This is a genomic window from Clostridium sp. YIM B02555, assembly GCF_022320955.1.
GTDB classification, from domain to species: domain Bacteria; phylum Bacillota; class Clostridia; order Clostridiales; family Clostridiaceae; genus Clostridium; species Clostridium saccharoperbutylacetonicum.
In genome coordinates this window covers 683,583-704,922 of record NZ_JAKJJY010000001.1, presented here as the reverse complement: position 1 = coordinate 704,922, position 21,340 = coordinate 683,583, and the positions used below count along the sequence as shown (strand labels likewise).

Genomic DNA, 21,340 nt, shown 5'->3' with positions numbered 1-21,340 from the left:
TCTCCTTAATTTATTTATATATTTTAATAACACCATTTAACATTCCGCACCAACTGCTATATGGCACATTCTTTTCTTCTTCTGGTGTAAATCTAATCACATTTTCTCCTTCTTTTAACTCTACCTTAACTCCATATTCCTCAATTAATATTGTAGAAGTACATTCACCCACATATTTTTTATCTACATTTATTATCCACTTAACTGGCATTCCTTTTTTAAAAGCTACATCTTCAAATTTTTCATCAGTAAATTCCGTTATTAAAACCTGTTCATCACCTTTTACAGTTGCTGCAACTGCATAATTATTATTTGCTACTAAATTAGACGGATCCATTTTAATTCCCCATAGATTCAAACCTCTATTAACCATAAAGAATCCCATGACTATTAAAATACAAGTGCTCAATCTTAACACTATTTTTGTAAATCTTACATTTAATAAACTGCTAAAGTACCCAAACAAAAACAGTACTGGTACAGTTCCAATTGAAAATATGAGCATTGCAAGTGCACCCTTTACTATACTTGCAGTAGCTAAACTGTAAATTTGTATCGCCTGCATAGGTCCACATGGCAATAAACCATTAATTAAACCTATATAAAACATATTTTTGCTTTTATTTCTAAAAAGTTTATCTCCCAGTAAACTTTTTAGTGAAAAATTTATTTTTACCCGTTTTAGTGCTCCTAAAAAATTTAATCCCATTATTATCATTAAAATTCCTGAAATAAAGGGCAAGGCACCTCTTAAAATTCCTGACAATGCTACAACTGAACCAACCCCACCTGCTATTGCTCCAATAACGGTATAAGATATTATTCTGCCTACATTATATAAAAGAGAGGTTTTTACTCCCATCCATTTTTCTTTCCTGACTGATAAGCTTCCAGATAAAATAAATCCGCCACACATGTTTATGCAATGAAAACTAGTCATAATTCCATATAAAAATATTACCCAATAGGATGCTGTACTGTTTGTTATTGATGTAAAATCTACATTCATACGCTTCCCCCTTACTTCTCACTCACCTTATATCTCTTTAAACTTAATGAATTTAATACTACAGAAATTGAACTCAGTGCCATACATGCACTTGCCAATTCAGGGCTTAGATTACCTGATGCTGCAAATGGAATTCCAATGGCATTATATATTAATGCCAAAAACAAATTAATCTTTATTTTATTCATAGTTTTTTTTGATAAATCTATTGCTACTGGAATTTGTTTTAATTCATTGCCAACTATTACAATATGGCTGCTTTGAATAGCAACATCTGCACCTACTCCTATTGCAAAAGCAACATCTGCATTTGCTAATGCTGGAGCATCATTTATTCCATCACCAACCATCGCTACAAATCTATTATTTTTCTTAATTCCTTTTACTATTTCCCCTTTATCTTTTGGTAAAACCTCTGAATATATCCTTTCTATTCCTATTTTTTTAGCAATATTTTCTGATACTGCCTTTCCATCTCCTGTTACCATTACAACTTCAATATTTTTATGTTTCAGTTTATCAATAGTATCCTTTACTCCTTTTTTTATCTCATCATTAAGTGTAATAATTCCTTCATATACATCATCAATTGCCACATAAACTTTAGTAAGCATATTATTATCATTTTGAATTACATGAATTTTATTCTCCTTCAAAAATGATTCAGTTCCAATAATAATATCTTTTCCATCAATTATTCCTCTAATTCCTTTTCCAGTAATACTCTGAAAATCTTCTGCCACTTTCAATATATATCCTCTCTTTACTGCTAAATCAGTAATTGCTTTTCCTAAAGGATGTTCAGATTTATTCTCTAAACTAGCTGCCAAGGTTAAAATCTCTTCTTCGCTATATTTACTTTCTTTATTTTTCTTTATAAACTCTTCTACATTGGGACGGCCAACAGTTAATGTCCCAGTTTTATCAAAAATCATGGTATTTATCTTACAAGCATCTTGAAGTGCTTGACTACTTTTTATCAATATTCCATTTTCTGATGAAATTCCTGTACCTACGCAAATTGCTGTTGGAATTGCAATTCCCAGTGCACAAGGACAAGAAACTACTAATACTGCCACAGCATATAATATTGGCTTCTCAATATAATAATGTGAAGCATGATATACATAAAAATACCAGAAACAGAATGTTGCTATTGATGTCATAAGAATAAATGGTACAAATATACTGCTTAATTTATCAGTCAATTTTTGAATATTGGGCTTTGAGTTTTGAGCTTCCTCAACCAAATGTATTATTGATGAAAGTACCGTATTCTCCCATATCTTTTCCACTTTAAACTGAAAACTTCCCATTATGTTTACTGCACCGCCTGTAACCTTATCTCCAACATTTTTATCTATCCAAGTACTTTCTCCAGTAATCATTGACTCGTCAACTGCCGAATTCCCTTGAATAATAATCCCATCCAAAGGTATTATTTCCCCTGGGCGAATAATTACTATCTCTCCAATTCTTATATCTTCGATTCCTTTTTCTATTTCAACTGTATCATTCAAAGCCTTTGCCGTTTTAGGCTGCAATTTTGACAATGCTTCAATGCTATTAAATGTTCTCTTTTTAGCTAATGCCTCTAAATACTTTCCTAAAATCACAAAGGTTATTATCATAGCTCCCGCTTCAAAATACAACTCTTTGCCGTCAAAATTAGGGTACTTTATTGCTATATATAAACTATATCCAAAAGTTGCTCCGGTTCCTACTGCCACAAGTAAATCCATCCCAGGCATTCTAGATATAATTGAATATAAAGCGTTTTTATAAAAATCAAACCCTATAATAAATTGAACTGGGAAAACCAATAATATCTGCAACTTCCAATTATGTATAAAATATAATTTATATCTTAAAATACCGATTAATTTTGATAACTTAATTGAATAGTTTGGATCAAGTATTGTGCATAAATTATCTAACCAACATATCATCATTACTAAAACAAGTGGTGAAATCAAAATTAAACTAATAATAGCTTTCCACTTTAGTTTTTCTAGATGCTTTTTTGATTCTGTTCCTTTTTCATCATCAATAGCAAATCCTAATGAATTAATGATTTTATTAATTTTATCTTGATTACAAAAATTATCATCATAAACTATGGATGCTGTTTCTGTGGAAAAATTTACAGTTGAATTTTTTATTCCAGCAGTCTTTTTTAATTTATGTTCTATCTTGTTAGAGCATAATGTGCAAGTCATCCCACTTATCTTCAATGACATTTTTTTATACAATACTTTTTCTCCTTTCATACAATAATAGTTATATTTTCATGTGCCTTAATTGAATTCCTTAACGCTAAAAGAGGATAGATTTCTTTAAATAGAAATCCATCCTCTGGTTGACCAGTCAGAATTTATAATACACAGGTATTCTTATAAGTTTAATAAGAATTATTATATTTCTTTTTCCTTTTCATGTCAATATATTTTAACTAATACATGAATTTTTTCTGTTTCTTATTTTTTAATTTGAATTCTAAGTGCGAACTTACCGTGTATGCTGAATTGTAATAATGTTAATTTTTTTCTTCCTCTGTTAGTACTTCATTCATACTACCAGTCCTGTATCCTAATATGTCTAAAGTGACGTAAGCAAACCCGATATATTTAAACTTCTCTCCTATCTTATCCATGACTTCAACATCAAAGAATTTAATTCTTTCTTCAGGAGAAACTTCAATTCTAGCTATTTCTCCATGATGCCTTACTCTTACTTGCCTTATGCCCATATCAAGCAAAAACTGTTCAGCTTCCTCAACCATTTTAAGCTTTGGAATTGTAATCTTTTTTCCATAAGGAAATCTGGAAGATAAACATGCAAATGATGGCTTGTTCCAAGTTGGAAGTCCTAATTCTTTTGAAAGCGCTCTTATATCATCTTTAGTAATATTTGCTTCCTTAAGTGGGCTTATTACTTCCAATTCCCTAGCTGCCTGCATTCCTGGTCTATAATCACCATTATCATCAAGATTTGAACCATCAAAAACATATTCAACATTATTTTCCTTAGCTACTTCCTTTATCTTTGTATAAAGTTCTTTTTTACAATAGTAACATCTATTTTTAGGATTACTAGCAAAACCTTCAATGTCCAGCTCTTCTGAAGATATAATCAAGTGTTTTATCCCAATATTCTTTGCATATTTAATTGCTTCTTTTAACTCCCTTTCTGGATAAGTTGATGAAGTAGCTGTAACTGCTATAACCTTATCTCCTAATACCTCGTGTGCTACCTTAACTAAGAAGGTACTATCCACTCCACCTGAAAAAGCAATTGCTGCACTTCCTCTTTTTTTTATATTATCTTTTAGTAATTGAAATTTCTCTTGTAATAACATATACTACACCCTCCTGCATTTCTAATATTAATCATATTTAAATTCTATCATTCCTATTAAAATGCTCAGTATTCATCTAATAAAAAAGACAATTAAATAAAACCAGAAAAATTGTTATACTTAATGTTTCTAGACTACTAATTGTACCATTTAAGAGTATTCATATAGGATTTATGATGATATTATCATTATTCGATTATATTGTCAATTTAAAATTTTAGGTGTATATATGTATATGTTGCAATTATCAATGAAAGTTGATTTCCTTTGGAAATCTTTAAGCTTTGAAGATTTCTTTTTGCAATATATATGATATTGGACAACTATACTCAACTTAAAACAAAAGGCTTTGAAATTTGTGTTTTTCAAATCTCAAACCCTCTAGTTTTCTAGTCAGTCATAATTTATATTACGGAAATAAATTTGCTAAATCACTTCTTCTCTTTCTAAATCTTTTTCAGCATTGCTTATCATAAGTTTAATACGATTTACCTGGTTTACCATTGACATTCCAGGATCATAATCAATATTTACTATATTAGCCTGTGGATATTGTCTTTTTATTTCTTTGTTAAGACCTACACCACACACATAATTAATAGCACAATTGAAAGCTTGATACAATACAATATTATTAACATTATCCTTTAAAAGCTCTATCATTTTACCACCAGTCATAAACCAAAACTTACCCTGATAATTTGCAAATGGTGCTATTTGATTTGCACTTGCCTTCATATCAAAAATAGAATAAAATTTTCTAAACCTTTTAGAAGCTCTTAAAGCTTCATCCATAGGCTTTTCGCATTGATTATAAAAGCTGTCCGATAATTCTTTCATATGTTCACCTAAATCACCTATTAAATAAGTAGACATAAAGCCTATTCCCGGCACAACAACTTCTACTCCTTCTGACTCTAGTAACCTTACAATATTATAACTTCCATTTTCAGCAAAGTTTATAGTTAATTCAGCATCTCCAACAAGCCCAACCTTAGGCTTTTGGATATCTAATAACAGAATATTATCAAACTCTTTAATGATATTCTCCATGTTAATTCTAAAATCACTTAAGGACGTATTTTCTATATTAGGTTTTATTTTCTCTATCCATTTTTGATGCAATGTATCTATTTGTCCAGGTTCAATCTCATATGGTCTAGTCCTATATACAACTTTTTCAAATAAATCAGCGTATGAATTTGCAAGGGCTAATCTTTTCAAAAGAGGCTCTGTTAAAACAAAACCAGATTTTCTTTCATCTGTCTCATAATCCTTAAACTCTATAGGCATAGGAACAACTGGTACATCTGGATAACCTGCATCATAAATTGCTTTACGCAGTACTGTTGCAAAATTTGCTCCTCTACAGCTGCAATTTGTTCCTGGATCTAAAATCATAATTGTAGTATTATCTAAATCATATTTTCCACTTTCAAGTGCTTCTACTATCTGTCCAACATAATCAATTGGTGGATGACAATATTCATTATTTACAAATCTCAACCCTTTATCTAATGCTGTTAAGTTTTTCGAAGGCAGCATTACAGCATTATAACCTGACGCACGAAGAGCAATATTCACTAATCCATTTTGCCTAAAAGGTGCAATGGAAGGAAGCAGTATTGTATGAGCCTCTTTCATTTCCTTAGTGAAATTTGCAAAATTAGGATTTTCAAATCTCTTATATGGCTTAAAGCCTGCTTTTTCTTTATCTTTAATAGCCACTTTAAGAGATCTCATACGAATTTTCACAGTCCCTAAATTTGAACCTTCATCTATTTTCAGCACAGTTAAAACTTTTCCATACTGCTCTAAAATTTCTGATATTTGATCTGTAGCAACAGTGTCTAAACTACATCCAAAAGAATTAAGCTGGACAAAGTCTATATTTTTAGACTTTGCAACAACTTTTGCTGCTGCAAAAATACGTGAACCATATTCCCATTGATTAACTAATCTTAAATCTTCGACATCTCCTAACTGATAAATGCTATCTTCTGTAAGAACATGAAAGCCTTCTTGCGTTATAACTTTTGAAATGCCATGGTTAATTTCAGGATCAGAATGGTATGGACGCCCTGCTAATATAATCCCATGCCCTCCTGTTTCTTCTATTAGCTTTAAAGTATCCTCACCTTTTACTTTTATATCATTTTTAAAAGCAGTTAACTCCTCAAAGCCATGATAAACTGCTTTTTTCATTTCTTCTTCTGTAATTTCATAATCCTTTAATTCTTCTAAGAGCGTTCCAATTACAGAATCCTTATCAGCTAAATTTATAGCTGGTGTGTAATAAGTTATCTTTTCATTAATTACTTCATCTATATTATGCTTTAAAAGATTAGGATAACCTTGAACTACAGCACAATTATAATGATTATCTGCTTTTTCATGCTCCAATCGTTCATATACTACTGTTGGAAAAAATATCTTTGTTATTCCTTTATTAATTAGGCTCTGTACATGCCCATGTGATATTTTTGCTGGATAGCACACTGTATCACTTGGAATAGTCTCAATACCAGTTTCATAAATTTTCTTAGTAGATCTAGGTGAAAGTTCAATCCTAAATCCTAAATCAGTAAATATTGTAAACCACAAAGGATAATTATCATATATATTTAAAGCTCTTGGAATTCCAATCACGCCTCTAGTGGCCTCAGTAATTTCAATTGGGCGATACTTAAATAATCTATTATATCTATAATCTACTAAGTTAACCCTTTTATCCTCTTCTTTAATTTGAACTTTTGCACCTCTCTCGCATCTATTACCTGATACAAAACTGCCACCATCAGAGAAGTTTGTTACAGTTAACCTACATTTATTTTCGCAAAGCTTGCATCTAGTAAATTCTTTTTCAACTTTAAATTGCTCTAGATCTGTCAGTGAAATTAAGCTTGATTTTTCACCAATTTGATGATTAGCTTTAGCAATCAACGCTGCTCCATAAGCTCCCATTAACCCTGCAATAGTTGGGCGAACAACTTCTAAGCCACTGATTTTTTCAAAAGCCCTAAGTACTGCCTCATTATAGAAAGTTCCACCCTGACAAACTATTTTCTTACCTAACTCTTCTGGTCTTTTTATTTTTATTACCTTATATAATGAGTTTTTTATAACTGAATAAGCCAATCCTGCTGAAATATCTCCAACATTAAACCCTTCCTTTTGTACCTGTTTCACTTTAGAATTCATAAATACAGTACATTTCGAACCTAAATCAGCTGGACTTTTTGAATTAAGTGCTGCTTTTGCAAAATCCTCTACACTGTAATTCATTGATTTCGCAAAAGTTTCAATAAAGGAACCACAACCAGAGGAACATGCTTCATTTAGTTGAATAGAGGATAAAGTTCCATCTTTAATAGTTAAGGCTTTCATATCTTGTCCACCAATATCCAAAATGAAATCTACACCCTCTTGAAAATGTTCAGCAGCCTTATAATGAGCCATAGTTTCAACTACCCCAATATCTATTTTTAATGCATTTTTTAGTAATTCTTCTCCATAGCCTGTTACAGTAGCTTTTCCTATATATACTTCTTTAGGAAGCCTCTTAAATAAATCAACCAATACCTCTTTTATTGTATCTAACGGCTCTCCTTTATTATTTCCATAATGACTAAATAAAATATTAGCTTCTTGGTCTATAAGTACTATTTTTGAAGTAGTTGAGCCTGCATCTATACCAAGATATGCAGCCCCACTATGTTCACTTAAAGCTTTTGTAGGTACTGAAGCTTTACTATGACGTTCACGAAATCCTTTTAGTTCATCTTCACTTTCAAAAAGTGGCTCTAAGAAACTTGCTACTTCTAAATTATTTTTATTAGCCTTCTCCAGATTCTGAACAACCTCTTCCAAAGTTACAATTTTATTTTGCTTAGGATATAAGGCTGCCCCTAAAGCAACAAATAATAAAGAATTTTCTGGGAAAATTGCATCCTCTTCTTTCACTTTTAAAGTTTCCATAAAACTTTTTCTAAGTTCACTCAAAAAATATAGTGGCCCTCCTAAAAAAGCAATCTTTCCTTGAATCTTTCTTCCAGCTGCTAAACTAGCAATGGTCTGATTTACAACCGCCTGCATAACACTTGCTGCTATATCTCCTTTTGAAGCTCCCTGATTAATAAGAGGTTGAATATCTGATTTTGCAAAAACTCCACAACGAGAGGCTATAGGATAAATTATAGTAGCAGTTTTTGCCATTTCATTAATTCCCTGAGCATCTGTATTTAAAAGAGATGCCATTTGATCTATAAATGCACCTGTTCCACCAGCACATGTACCATTCATTCTTTGTTCTAAAGTTCCCTTTAAAAAAGTAATTTTTGAATCCTCTCCACCTAGTTCGATAACCACTTCAGTTTCTGGAATTAACTTTTCGACTGCTTCAGTGCACGAAATAACCTCTTGTATAAAAGGAACATCTATAACTTTGGCAAGCCCCATTCCAGCAGATCCAGTTATCCTCATTATAAGTTCTTTATGATCTCCTACAATTTTAGTAGCTTCTTTTAGTACCCTTAAAGTTGCATTCTTAACATCAGCAAAATGGCGTTCATAACTTGAAAATACAATTTTATTGTCAGAATCAATTATCACCAGCTTTACAGTTGTTGAACCAACATCAAGTCCAGCTTTATACTTCATAATACTTTACCTCCAAATAATTATTATTTGCTTTATCGTCAATGGTATTTTAGACACATAAAAGAAAATAATAGACTAAAGGATACATCCCACATTCTGTGAATGTATCCTATTTTCTTTAAATTTATCTGTTTTCATTCTGATGAATAATTATATTTATATACCTTAACTTAATCATAAATAATTATGATATTATTTCTTTTAATACTTCTAACACTTTAACATTTTCCTCATATGAACCTATAGAAATCCTTATCCATTCAGGCATTTTAAATTCCACACCGCTTCTTATAATTATTCCTCTCTTTAAAAACTCTTCTGTAACCAAATCTCCATTAAGCTTTGTATTTATCATTATAAAATTACCTTGTGTCTTAATGTATTCTAGATTTAATTCATCTAATTTATCATAGTATAATTGCTTACTCTTCTTATTGTTTTCTAAAACTTTATTTTTAAATTCATAGTCATCAAGACTTGCCAATGCGGCTACTTGAGCAACCATGTTTACATTAATAGGCTCTTTAACTTTGTATAAATAGCTGATAAATTCTGGATCTGCAATTCCATATCCTAATCTTAATGATGCTAAGCCATAAACCTTAGAAAAGGTTCTTAATATGATAATATTTTTATATTCTTCAAGCAGTTTAATAGACTCCGGATAACTGCTGTCATCTGCAAATTCATAATATGCTTCATCTAAAACCACAATTACATCGCTTGGAACATCCTTTAGAAAATTTTTCAAAGAAGCTTCATCAATAAAAGTTCCTATAGGATTATTAGGATTGCATATCCATATAACCCTAGTGTTCTTATTTATTCTTGCTTTGATTTCATCCAAATCTATTTTATGTTCTTTAAGTGGAACCCATTCAATCTTTCCCCCCATTTGAAGGGTGACTGATTGATACCAACCAAAGGTGATTTCTGGTATAATGGATTCTTCTCCTTTACTTATAAAGGCTTTAGCTATCAAAGATAAAAGTTCAAAAGATCCATTTCCAAAAATCAGCTGCTCCCCTTTAACTTTTAAATCCTTTGATAATCTTTCTCTAAGACGTGTCACATCAAAGTCTGGATAAAATGAAAGTTCATTAACAAAATTTTTAACTGCTTTCTTAGCTAAATCAGAACTTCCAAGTCTATTTTCATTACCTGCAAGTTTAATTATTTCAGTTAATCCAAGTTCTCTATTTACAGCTTCCAAGGACTTTGCAGGCTTATAATTTTCAATTAAATCAAGTTCTTCTCTATATTTTAAATTTGACATATTTCTGTACTCCTTTTTTATGATATCTCTCTTCCAATATTATCTGCTTCCAATATAGCCTTTTTAATAACATCACTTGTTAATTCATGATCTATTCCTTTATAAGCTCCACTCTTTTTTGATACGTCTTCTGCTATTAAATTGACCTTTTCATCTATTTCATTTTCAATTCCTATTCCTTTTAGGGTTATCGGAGCATCAAAGTTCTTAAACAAGTTAAAAGTTTCTATTAATTCAGCCTTTGTTTTTCCTTCTAATACGAGTTGAGTAAGAATTCCAAAGGCAACTTTTTCTCCATGAAGCTTATTTCTCGTTTCAGGTATTTTTGTAGTGCTATTATAAAAGGGATGTGCTATCCCTCCATAAAATTCATTGCTTTTTATGCTATTAACTAAACCTGCAATTAAAATAATTGAATCTACTATTTGTTTAAAATCATTCAAATTATCTTTCCTATCTTTAGAATTAAAATATTTATTACTTTTTTCCAGTAAAATATTAAAACCTAATTTAGCTACTTCAGTTTGAATTTTTAATTGTAAACTGTCATTATGATTTTTCAAGTTAGGTTCTGATTCATACCATTTTGCAAGAGTATCAATAATTCCAGCTTTTAAATATCTATCTGGTGCTTCAACTAATATTTTTGTATCTGCTAGAATTAAATTGGCTGATTTTTGAGTATCAAAAAAATCCACTTGATTTCCATCTTCATCATATATAATGGATACAGCTGCCCAAGAAGCACATGTAGCTGCAATTGTTGGTATTGCAACAATTGGTATATTCAACCTGTTTCCAACAGCTTTTGTGGTATCTAAAACTCTTCCGCCTCCTATTCCAATAACAACATCAATTTTTTGTTCTTTTCCAAGCTCTGAAAATGTAGCTATTACTTTTTCTGTTGGATATCCTGAAAATTCTTTTATAGTAAAAATAATATTATTTTCTTCAAAACTCTTTGTAATATTATTTTCAGTAATACTTAAGGCTGTTTTTCCTCCAATTATAAGTGCATTTTTTCCTAATCCTTTTACATAATTTCCTGCTTCGCTAATAATGTTTGGTTCATTCACGTATTCATATGGTGTTTGTATTAAACTCATTAAAATCTTCCTCCTACTTCATAAAAATATTTTTTAGTTGCTTTATTAATTTATATAGCTTATTCAGCTTTCATTTTTCTTTCACGTGATAGATTAAAAACTTTATGTAAAATATGCAGAATATTTTACATCCCTCTTGTCTATATTTATCCTTAATTATGTAAATAAACATAAATATATTGTTAACAATAGCTTGAGTTATAAAAATACTCTACGAATATAAATTTATATATAAAAAAGGACATACTTCTATCGTCTTCGAAGTATGTCCTCTGGTTTTCCAGTCAGACTTATATTAATTTTTATTAAATATTTTTATTATTCATATCGATTTACTATGTTTTATAGTATATATCTTTTTTTTATACTTGTCAATAAATTTTCTAAAAGCTGATTCCTATATTAACTTAGGTTTTCATTATAAATTTGCCATTATTTCAATAACCTTTTCTATTTCATCGAAGTCATTTTCTAACCAGCCTGTAGTCATTTGTACAAAACCTAACCAAAATTGAGTTTCTGCATTTTGATTTATCCCCTCTACCCAATAAGGTATCCATGATATCAAATGATCTTTCAAAAAATCACGTTGTTTTGCTAAATTTTCATTTATATTTTCAAAATTATCTTCCAAAGCTGCATCACATAAACGTGATATAAATGATAATTGCATTGGAAGATAATCAGCCGGTTCACTTTCTTTAACATCTAACCCATTACTATTATAATACCTTCTGTTCTCTAGCTCAATTTCTCCAAAAAGTAACTTATCCTTTGTTTTGTATACTGATTCCCAAAGAGGTGCTAAAATCTCATCTGGTCCAATAAATAATCTTTGATATTCTTCTAGAATTAAATCTTTATAATGATTATCATTTTGGTTTTCATGTAGTTCTTTTATTACTTGGTTGCTTCCACCTGAAAGTTGTTTATTATTAGTATAATCTGAAAAATTCTGCAATAACTCATTCTTTTTTATAATATCTAATGCTTGATCTATTTTTCCATCATAAAGAAGTGCGAATATAAAATATATAATTTTTCTTTCAACAATCCATTGTTTTATATTATCCATTATTCCCAATACCTCCTTGGGGTTTTATTGCATTTTTATGTGGAGTAATTACTAAAGCTGGTTTTGTAATTTTTGAACTAGGTAAACCGTCTGTCTCATTTATGTTTCCATACTTCTGCTGTAACACTTCTAATTCTCCATAATCTAAAGCTCTCATTGGACATGATGAAATACAAACTGGATCTTTTCCACTCTCTATTAGGTCTAAACAAAAATCACATTTACTTACTTTCCTGATATTTGAATCGTATTGTATTGCTTCATATGGACAACTCTTAACACAAGAAGTGCAACCAACACATTTATTCCTATCTAAAATCACTATTCCATCTTCCAGCCTCTTTTTTAATGCTCCAGTAGGACATTTTTTAACACAAATTGGATCAATACAATGATTACAGCTAACAGATATCCAAAAGGCGTATATATCTTGTATAATTAGATTTCCTCTTTTTATATAGTTCCCACCAGTAACTTCATATACTTTTCTAAATTGCTCTCCTACTTCTAAATTATTTTTATCCTTGCAAGCTATTTGACAAGTATAGCAGCCTGTGCAATATTTCTGTTCAAAATAGAAAGCCAATTGTTTAGGCATATATTATTTCTCCTTTCATCATGCTTTTGTTATCTGTACTAAGGTAGTATGAGTGGCATTTCCAAATGCTAATGGAGTTGGCTTATATTTGGTTAATGTATTGACACAACCTCTTCTGTCTATTCCTTCTTTATCTGGAGTATACCACCCTCCTTGCGGTATAGACACAACGCCTGGCATAATTTTAGTAGTGACTTTAATCGGTATTATTACTGCCCCTCTATCATTAAAAACTTTAGCTAATTCTCCATTTTTAATACCACGCTCTTCAGCATCCAAAGTATTAACCCACACTGCCTGCGGCTCTACTTCTTCCATCCAGCTCATATTATCCTGTATTGAATGAGTTCTTCGTTTTGTATGATGTCCGATACATTGAAGTGGGTATTTTTCTCTTAATTGATCTTCTGGACCTTCCCATGCTGTAATATATTTAGGTATAGCTGGAATTTCGTTTAAATTATTTTTATTCCATAAATCCTTAGAAAATATCTCTATTTTACCTGAAGGTGTTGGAAATGGATTATTTTCTGGATCTTCTATCTGCTTTTTGAAAGCAATGCTTGGCGCATTATATTCCCATCTATATATTCCTTTTTCTTTAAATTCCTCATAAGATGGGAACCCCGGATTTTTCTTTACAGTCTCTTTTACTAGATATTTTAACCATTCTTCTAAGATTTTATTTTCTGTAAATTTTTCTTTTAAACCTAAGCGTTCGGCTAAATCACTTATCCACTCATATGCATTTCTACATTCAAAAACAGTATCTACTGCTTTATTCATATAAAGTACGTATTCTCCATGCCCCCAAGGAGTTACAATATCATCCCGTTCCATCATATTATCTGCTGGAAGAAGTATATCTGCATATTTAGCACTTGAAGTAAGGAAATGTTCAGTTACAACAATAAACTCAACTAGATCTTCATCCTCTAATATTTTTCCAGTACCATTAGAATCTGCATGCTGATTCATCAAACAATTTCCACCTAAATTAAATATGAGCTTAAGATTTGAAGATAATTTTTCTACTCCTGTAACGCTAAAATCTGATCCCATTCCCTTACCATGAGTTATGGCATCTGGCCAGCAGAACATTGAAATTTTGGATTTGTTAGGATTATATGCTGGAATTGAAGCTACATATTGGTTTCTAACCTGATATCCTGTTCCAGAAGCCCAACCTCCTTTTACTCCAACATTCCCTGTCATAGCAGCAAGAACAGTTCCACTTCTCACAACTTGTTCACCATATGCATGCCTCTGTGGTCCATAGCCTTGAATTAATGCCCCTGGTCTATTAGTTGCATATTCTCGTGCTAATTCACTAATTGTTTCTTGTGGAATTCCAGTAATATTTTCAGCCCAAGCTGGTGTCTTGGGAGTTTTATCATCACATTCACCTAATATATAACTTTTAAAGGAATTTCCTTTAGGTACCTCTATGGGCATATGATCTTCATCAAAACCTAAACAATATTTATCCAAAAACTCTTGATCATGAAGATTTTCAGTAATCATTACATACGCCATAGCATCCAATAAAGCACTATCTGTTGTTGGACGTATTGGAATCCATTGATCTGCAAGAGAAGTAGCTGTGCTAGAATACATAGGGTCTATACATATAATCTTTGCTCCTGCTTTTTTTGCCATTTTTAGATAATAAGCTGTGTTAGTTCCATGTATAGTTTCACAAGGATTCCATCCAAGTAAAATTATTAACTTAGAATTGCTCCAATCATCCCTGCTGCTTCCAGTATAAATTGTTCCATAAGTATAAGGTGTAGCTATCTGCGTACAAGCTGAGCTGTACGTACCATAATATGACAGATATCCACCATACAATCCAAGAAGTCGTGACATCCATACACGTTCAGCAACTCTGCCAGCATTTCCAGAAGCATAATTTATATAAATTGAATCTGGTCCATATTCATTCATCAATCTTTTAGTGTTATCTGCAATAATATCCAATGCTTCATCCCAAGTAATGCGCTTAAATTTTCCTTCTCCACGTTTTCCAACTCGTTTCATTGGATATTTTAATCTATTATGATTATATAACCTGTTTCTATAAGATCTACACCTTAGACAACCTCGTAACTGTGGTTTATCAAAAGTATCTTCTATATCATCTTCAGTAGAAATTCTTACAACACGTTTATTTTTAACATGTACTTTGATTACACATCGTCCACCGCAATTATGAGATCCTGAAGTTCTAATAATTTTTTCACCTGAATCTACTTTATTTTTATTTTTTGCTTCAAAAAAGCCATCATTACCATCTATATTTTCACTTTCATTGTTCTGGTTTAATAAATTTTCAAGGTTAAGAAAATCATTTCTTGAAATGCAGTTCTTGAATTCTATATTATTATCAGCCATCAAAAATACTCCTCTCACTTTAAATTTTATCTATATAATGGATACGGATCATCTAAAGCTCGTGCTACATGGAATTTACCTTCTTCCGCTAGATATAACTGAAGTAGTGCCCAGCCTATACCTGCAGCCCCATCATATAATCCAATAGCAGTAGTAACTCTTTCAGGACTTGTTCTATCTATTGCCTGATACCATTTTGTTTGCAATTCATTTTTCTCATTAATGTGGTATGCAAAACCAAGAATCTGTTCACCTGTGCGTATAGCATAATTCAAATATTCTTCTTCTCCGGTTTCAGCCCAAACCCCTAGAAAAAGATTTGTCATTCCTGATGTACCACAGCATTGATTATGGGTATTCCAATATCCTGGCGAGTGCTTTTCTGGTGCTCCAGCATTAATTATTCCCTTAACCAATTTGTTGTGCCATTGAAGACTTTTAGGATCATTGGTTATCTTGTATAACTTGTAAAAAAAGCGGGCAGTGCCAACTGGTCCATGACAATATCCAAGATAAAACAGCTTCCTTACATTTGGCAGAGAATATGGTATTAACGCTCCATCCTCATCCTCTAATGCAATAGCTTCATAAAATTCCTGAAGACCTTCTACAGCTTCAAGAAAAACCTTATCTCCACTTTCTTCATATAATCTTAAAAGAGTATATCCTATCCCAGCTGTTCCCATTGGAAAATTAGGGTCAATATAATCTTCTGGGAATCCAAAATAAGATGGATCAATTCCTATATAATATTTGCCACCCTTCTCATAATTCCTAACTTCCGTTAAAAAGTACTTACCTGCTGTTATAGCAAAATTCTTCCACTTAGATTTATTAAGCTTATTTGCTGCATATAATAAGAATAATAAAGTTCCTGAATCTCCTACAATCCCCTTATAAGTATTTGACCAGAAAAATCCATCTCCATGTATCGCTGGTTTTGCTTCATTTATTATTTTTTCTATAATTTCCACTACCAAATTTTTATATACCGAGTCTTTTGTAACATTGTATAATTCAAGCATTACATACCCCACTCCTGAATACCCAGTTGAAAATGCCCACTTTGAAAAATTCTTTTCTAGTTCCTGCTTATTTTTCCAACGATATGAAATATAACGAGCAGCTTCTTTAGATTCCTTCAAATATTTCTCATCACCTGTTACTTCCCATAATTGAAGGAAGTAATGAATTATTCCAGAACTTCCTGCATATAAGCAGATTTCATCATAATAACTATCTTTTCCGCTGCTTGCATCCTTAAGAGACCAATAAATACCATTAGGAGTAGTTACTCTTCTTGTTCCAATAAATGTGGCAGTCGCAATTGCTTCCCTTAAATAGTCCTCCTTTTTTGTCTTTTCAAAAATACCTTTTTCAAAAATCATAATACCATCCCTCTCTTTTTTCATTGAATAATCTTTACTTCAGAGTCAAATAAATACCCTACAAACAATGCAATAAAAGTGTTCCAAAATATGAAACACTTTTAAATTAGAATCGTTTTGTTTTAAATTGCATATTCTTCTTTTGGTGATGTATCAGTTTCCTTATTCATAACCCTGTCTAAAATTCTTCTCTCAAAATATACAAAATCATTATTCCTCTCTCTTGGGCGGGCTAGTGTAATTTTAGTATCCATTGTTATTTTTCCTTTTTCAATAAGAATGACTCTATCTGCTAAAGCAACTGCTTCACTTACATCATGAGTTACTAAAATAACTGAAAATCCTTTCTTTAACCACAGATTTTCAATTAGCTGCTGCATTTCTATCCTTGTTAATGCATCTAAGGCTCCTAAGGGTTCATCTAAAAGAAGCAGCTTTGTATTTCCTGCTAATGCCCTTGCTAAAGAAACTCTTTGTTTCTGGCCTCCTGACAAAACGCTTGGCCATTGTTTTGCTTTATCTTCAAGTCCAACATCTTTTAAAGCCTTTAAAGCTATATCTTTGTCCTTATTTTCTGCTCCAATCCTAACATTATCAACTATACTTTTCCATGGCAGAAGTCTTGCTTCCTGAAAAATATATCTTATATCTAAATTAATTCCTTGAATCTTGTTGTTATCTAAGTAAACTCCACCTTGGGTAGCTTCTTCAAGCCCTGAAATTAATCTTAATAAAGTACTTTTCCCGCATCCGCTTCTTCCAACTATTGCAATAAATTCTCCTGGTTCTATATTTAATTCAATATCCTCAAGTACTATAGCATCTCCAAAATTTTTTTGAAGCTTATCAATATGAAGATGTGCTCCACTTTTAATAGATTGCATACTATTCACCTACCCTTATTATGATTTTTTAAAATTAGGATGCCACCTAAGCAGTCTCTGTTCTAACAACTTAGCCAAAACATCTGAAAGCTTACCTAAAAGTGCATAAATTATAATACTTAAAACAATAATATCCATAAGCATAAGTTCCCTTGCATTCATGGCCATATAGCCAATACCTGAATCTGCTGCTACAGTTTCAGCAACTATTAAAGTTAACCACATAATTCCCAAAGATTGTTTTACCCCTACTAAAATAGATGGAAGTGCTCCTGGTAAAATCACTTCCTTAAATAAAGGAAATCCTTTTAAACCATATACCTTACCCATTTCTATAAGCTGTGGCTCTATAGAACGAATTCCATGAAAGGTATTTAAATAAATAGGAAAAAACACGCCTAAAGATATAAGCAATAATTTAGCTTCAGGACCAATTCCAAACCACAAAATTACTAGTGGAATAAGAGCAAGATGAGGAATATTTCTAATCATTTGAACTGTAGAATCTAAAAAGTTTTCAGCCTTTCTTGACAATCCATTAATAAAACCTAAAATAAAACCTATTCCACCTCCAACAACAAAACCGCTTAAAGCTCTCTCAGTGCTTATTAGAATATTTTTAAACAATTCTCCGCTTTTTACTAAATCAATAAAGCTATTTAATACTTTTTCAGGTTTAGGAAATATTTTTGAAGAAATAGCTCCATCGCCTGTAAATACTATCCATGCAACTAATATAAAGGTAGGCAATATCCAAGGTACTATTTTATTTATCAAATGATTTTTTCCTTTAAATATCATATTAATCATCTCCTTTGTAAGGCACATAAAAGATAATTAACAAAAAATAAGATTATTATCTTATATTTGTGCCTAATATTCTATTTAGAAAATTTCTTTATTTCATCGTCAAAAGCATTACTCCAGAATGAACTAACATCAACCTTATTTTTTAGCACTCCAGCTTTATTAAATGCATTAGCAATATCTTGTTCAGATGCAATAGCTTCTTTAGACGTTGCTACAATTTTACTTGGTTTTTGTTCTTCTCCTTCTTTCAAAGTTGCAATAGCTTGTTCTACTGGTTGTTTAGTATTATCAGCAGTTGTTTTAGCCCATTTATCTTCATTTTGTCTGCTCCATTCATAAAATTTATTATATCTTTCAAGATAATCTACAATTGCTGCATGTTTGCCTGGATCTGCAATTGCATCTGGAGTTGCTTCAATAGGGAAATTTCCTGATAAAATATCTTTAGCACTTGCAAGAGTTGTAGCTCCATTTTGTTTTGCTGAAATAATTGCATTACCATAACTTGCTAAAGCATCAACTTTTCCACCTATAAGTGCTGTTAACCCATCTGATGTAGATAATTTTACTGGTGTAATATCACTCCATGATAAACCAGCTTTTTCTAACATTTTTAATAAGAAATAATGAGCTGTTGTACTATCAACATAAGCAACTTGTTTTCCTTTTAAATCAGAAACATTTTTTATTGGTGAATCTTTTGGAACTACTAATTCCTGCTGTAGAGTTGTTCCTTGTTGTATACCAATTATTTTGAAATTTCCTCCATTTTGCGCTTGTGAAGCAAAAATAGGTGGAATTTCACTTGTAAGTGCTAAATCTAAGTGGCTTGCTGCCATAGCCTCTAATTGAAGATTTCCTCCTTGAAAATTTACATATTCTACTTTATAAGGCGTATTATCAAGACCAGCTTGTTTAAATCCTGCCTCTTTACTCTTCCACCCTGTTTCTCCAACTACAATTGTAACCTTACTTAAATCAACTTTAGATGAATCTGTACTTCCACTTGAACTGCTGCCTGTGCCAGATGAATTTCCGCACCCCGTTAATAATGTTAATGCTATTCCTAATCCTGATATTAATTTTAATACTTTCATTCGTTACCCCTCCATTGTTTTATTTATCATATATGTTTAGTATGATTTTAGTGAATACTTTGCCTTCATGGGAAGTTCCTAGACACGAACTAAAAGAGGGCATACTTCTATTATGTTAGAAGCATGTCCTCTGGTTTTCCAGTCAGATCTACTTAAATATCATTCAATTTTAAACTATTCCTATAGTTTTACTATGCTTTATACTTTATATCTTTTTTCGATGTTTGTCAATAACTTTTATAAAAATAATAAAATTACTTTATGATTATTTTTTCTATAACAATGATTTATCACATTATATACTTCCGTATTGCAATTCCTTAAGCAGATCTCTCTTCTTAAATAAAAACAATTCCTAAGTGTGTCTGAAATGATAAATACACTATGACTATGAGTATTAACATTACCTTTAATTCACATTATCCTTAAATATGTTTCAAGGGAACTCTTAAAAGGAGTTCCCTTGAAATACGTTCTGGTTTGTTAAATTACCTCCTCTTAAAAGGTAATTTTCAAATATCAATTCAGTTCTACTACCTAACTGATACTCATTACTTTGTAGTATTTTCTCTACATCTTCTTTGGAAAGTAATAAAACTTTTCCTTGCTCATTATCATCTTGCATATCTTTTGGTTCTCCTATACATTCACCATAAACTATAGCTACAGTTTCATCTGTAATGCCAATAGCCGAATATGTAGGTTTCATCCCTCTATTCTTATCTATATACACTAAATCAAGATTTGTTTCCTCTTTCAATTCCCTTATAGCAGTCTCCTCATAAGTCTCTCCTTGATCTACCAATCCACCTGGAAAAGCTATTATATTAGTATTTACTCCTACTCTGTACTCTTTAAGAACTACTAATTTTCCAGTATCTTTATGTGTCGAGCAAATGATAACACCATCTGCAATCAATTTCTCTTTATTCATAAGATCCTCTTCAAATTTCACTTTATTTTTTCGTGAAAACATATTCCATATGGCTTCTTTTCCTGACTTTGTTAGGTATTGTATATTAAATATGTTGATGGTGCCCTCTCTGCCTCGTTCAATAACTTCTAATATTTTTATATCACTCATATGATCACAACCTTTCAATTTTCTTCTATGGTACAAAAAATTATGGACTATATTTATGAATAATTAAAAATTGCATAGACTCTTAGTATAATACATGTGTTCGTTTAAAATAAATAGTTAATCTTGATAATGCCTTTTCAATTAATCCATCATTTTCAAAAACTTGCAATCCACTGAATGTTAATAACTTTTCTGCTTTATTTCCAATCCTACTTACTAGCACTGCATTATATGGTGAAAGCAAATTTATTTTTGCAATTAAATCAGAATTGTCATGTCCTCCAGAACCTGATCTGCATCCATCTCCAGAGCCTGAATCACAGCCCCCCTCAGAACTGCAGCCTGCCCCACAACCAGAAGAAGCATTACTGCTGCATCCGCTGCTTATTATATCAGTATCTAGCACTTCCAGTTTCATCTTTTCTTTTTCCTTTGCAATATCATCATCTTTTATTTCAATTGTTTCAATAAATTTTGAACTACCATCTGATAAAAGTTCAAATATATAAAACTTATCTCCACTTCCAAAATGCTGATCTATTCTTATACCATTACTACTACCTACAGCTACCTTAATAGACATATTCTATTCCTCCTTATAT

General features: G+C 31.4%; 15 protein-coding genes. All 15 read right to left on the bottom strand.

Features of this window, described 5'->3' with window-relative positions; genetic code table 11:
- Positions 1-10 precede the first annotated feature (10 nt).
- Positions 11-1,009, bottom strand: a complete 999-nt coding sequence (locus tag L3B98_RS03165) for a sulfite exporter TauE/SafE family protein (protein WP_238915571.1) — start codon at positions 1,007-1,009, stop codon at positions 11-13.
- 11 nt (positions 1,010-1,020) lie between these two features.
- Positions 1,021-3,261, bottom strand: coding sequence for a heavy metal translocating P-type ATPase (locus L3B98_RS03160; protein ID WP_238915570.1), 2,241 nt, complete (start codon positions 3,259-3,261; stop codon positions 1,021-1,023).
- A 284-nt stretch (positions 3,262-3,545) separates the two neighbouring features.
- Positions 3,546-4,367, bottom strand: coding sequence for an ATP-dependent sacrificial sulfur transferase LarE (gene larE, locus L3B98_RS03155; RefSeq protein ID WP_238915569.1), 822 nt, complete (start codon positions 4,365-4,367; stop codon positions 3,546-3,548).
- Positions 4,368-4,793: 426 nt separating this feature from the next.
- Positions 4,794-9,026 carry an acyl-CoA dehydratase activase-related protein gene (locus tag L3B98_RS03150; protein ID WP_238915568.1) on the bottom strand — a complete coding sequence of 1,411 codons (4,233 nt, stop codon included), beginning with the start codon at positions 9,024-9,026 and terminating at the stop codon, positions 4,794-4,796.
- Between the two features lie 184 nt (positions 9,027-9,210).
- The gene (hisC, locus tag L3B98_RS03145) at positions 9,211-10,302 is read right to left on the bottom strand and encodes a histidinol-phosphate transaminase (protein ID WP_238915567.1); all 1,092 of its coding nucleotides are present in this window, start codon (positions 10,300-10,302) and stop codon (positions 9,211-9,213) included.
- Between the two features lie 17 nt (positions 10,303-10,319).
- Positions 10,320-11,408 (bottom strand): iron-containing alcohol dehydrogenase family protein, encoded by a 1,089-nt coding sequence (locus L3B98_RS03140; protein ID WP_238915566.1) that lies wholly within the window; start codon positions 11,406-11,408, stop codon positions 10,320-10,322.
- 418 nt (positions 11,409-11,826) lie between these two features.
- Entirely contained in the window at positions 11,827-12,483 is a 657-nt protein-coding gene (locus L3B98_RS03135) for a molecular chaperone TorD family protein (protein WP_238915565.1), read from the bottom strand.
- Positions 12,476-13,081, bottom strand: coding sequence for a DMSO/selenate family reductase complex B subunit (locus L3B98_RS03130; RefSeq protein WP_238915564.1), 606 nt, complete (start codon positions 13,079-13,081; stop codon positions 12,476-12,478). Before L3B98_RS03130 ends, L3B98_RS03135 begins: the two co-directional genes overlap by 8 nt.
- 18 nt (positions 13,082-13,099) lie before the next feature.
- Positions 13,100-15,475 (bottom strand): DMSO/selenate family reductase complex A subunit, encoded by a 2,376-nt coding sequence (locus tag L3B98_RS03125; protein WP_238915563.1) that lies wholly within the window; start codon positions 15,473-15,475, stop codon positions 13,100-13,102.
- Positions 15,476-15,501: 26 nt separating this feature from the next.
- A complete protein-coding gene (locus tag L3B98_RS03120; protein ID WP_238915562.1) occupies positions 15,502-16,887 on the bottom strand; it encodes a lanthionine synthetase LanC family protein in 1,386 nt (461 codons plus the stop codon).
- Between the two features lie 98 nt (positions 16,888-16,985).
- On the bottom strand, positions 16,986-17,747 hold the full coding sequence (locus L3B98_RS03115; protein WP_238915561.1) for an ATP-binding cassette domain-containing protein: 762 nt from the start codon (positions 17,745-17,747) through the stop codon (positions 16,986-16,988).
- 18 nt (positions 17,748-17,765) lie between these two features.
- Positions 17,766-18,548 (bottom strand): ABC transporter permease subunit, encoded by a 783-nt coding sequence (locus L3B98_RS03110; protein ID WP_238915560.1) that lies wholly within the window; start codon positions 18,546-18,548, stop codon positions 17,766-17,768.
- Positions 18,549-18,628: 80 nt separating this feature from the next.
- A complete protein-coding gene (locus L3B98_RS03105) occupies positions 18,629-19,654 on the bottom strand; it encodes an ABC transporter substrate-binding protein (protein WP_238915559.1) in 1,026 nt (341 codons plus the stop codon).
- A 448-nt stretch (positions 19,655-20,102) separates the two neighbouring features.
- Positions 20,103-20,738, bottom strand: a complete 636-nt coding sequence (locus L3B98_RS03100; protein WP_238915558.1) for an NUDIX hydrolase — start codon at positions 20,736-20,738, stop codon at positions 20,103-20,105.
- Positions 20,739-20,820: 82 nt separating this feature from the next.
- Positions 20,821-21,321 carry a dinitrogenase iron-molybdenum cofactor biosynthesis protein gene (locus tag L3B98_RS03095; RefSeq protein WP_238915557.1) on the bottom strand — a complete coding sequence of 167 codons (501 nt, stop codon included), beginning with the start codon at positions 21,319-21,321 and terminating at the stop codon, positions 20,821-20,823.
- Positions 21,322-21,340: the final 19 nt, after the last annotated feature.

Coding starts and splice junctions, on each gene's coding strand:
- L3B98_RS03165 (WP_238915571.1), bottom strand. CDS start 1,009: ATGAATGTAGATTTTACATCAATAACAAACAGTACAGCATCCTATTGG.
- L3B98_RS03120 (WP_238915562.1), bottom strand. CDS start 16,887: ATGAAAAAAGAGAGGGATGGTATTATGATTTTTGAAAAAGGTATTTTT.
- L3B98_RS03130 (WP_238915564.1), bottom strand. CDS start 13,081: ATGCCTAAACAATTGGCTTTCTATTTTGAACAGAAATATTGCACAGGC.
- L3B98_RS03140 (WP_238915566.1), bottom strand. CDS start 11,408: ATGAGTTTAATACAAACACCATATGAATACGTGAATGAACCAAACATT.
- L3B98_RS03115 (WP_238915561.1), bottom strand. CDS start 17,747: ATGCAATCTATTAAAAGTGGAGCACATCTTCATATTGATAAGCTTCAA.
- hisC (WP_238915567.1), bottom strand. CDS start 10,302: ATGTCAAATTTAAAATATAGAGAAGAACTTGATTTAATTGAAAATTAT.
- L3B98_RS03125 (WP_238915563.1), bottom strand. CDS start 15,475: ATGGCTGATAATAATATAGAATTCAAGAACTGCATTTCAAGAAATGAT.
- L3B98_RS03105 (WP_238915559.1), bottom strand. CDS start 19,654: ATGAAAGTATTAAAATTAATATCAGGATTAGGAATAGCATTAACATTA.
- L3B98_RS03100 (WP_238915558.1), bottom strand. CDS start 20,738: ATGAGTGATATAAAAATATTAGAAGTTATTGAACGAGGCAGAGAGGGC.
- L3B98_RS03095 (WP_238915557.1), bottom strand. CDS start 21,321: ATGTCTATTAAGGTAGCTGTAGGTAGTAGTAATGGTATAAGAATAGAT.
- L3B98_RS03135 (WP_238915565.1), bottom strand. CDS start 12,483: ATGGATAATATAAAACAATGGATTGTTGAAAGAAAAATTATATATTTT.
- L3B98_RS03110 (WP_238915560.1), bottom strand. CDS start 18,548: ATGATATTTAAAGGAAAAAATCATTTGATAAATAAAATAGTACCTTGG.
- larE (WP_238915569.1), bottom strand. CDS start 4,367: ATGTTATTACAAGAGAAATTTCAATTACTAAAAGATAATATAAAAAAA.
- L3B98_RS03150 (WP_238915568.1), bottom strand. CDS start 9,026: ATGAAGTATAAAGCTGGACTTGATGTTGGTTCAACAACTGTAAAGCTG.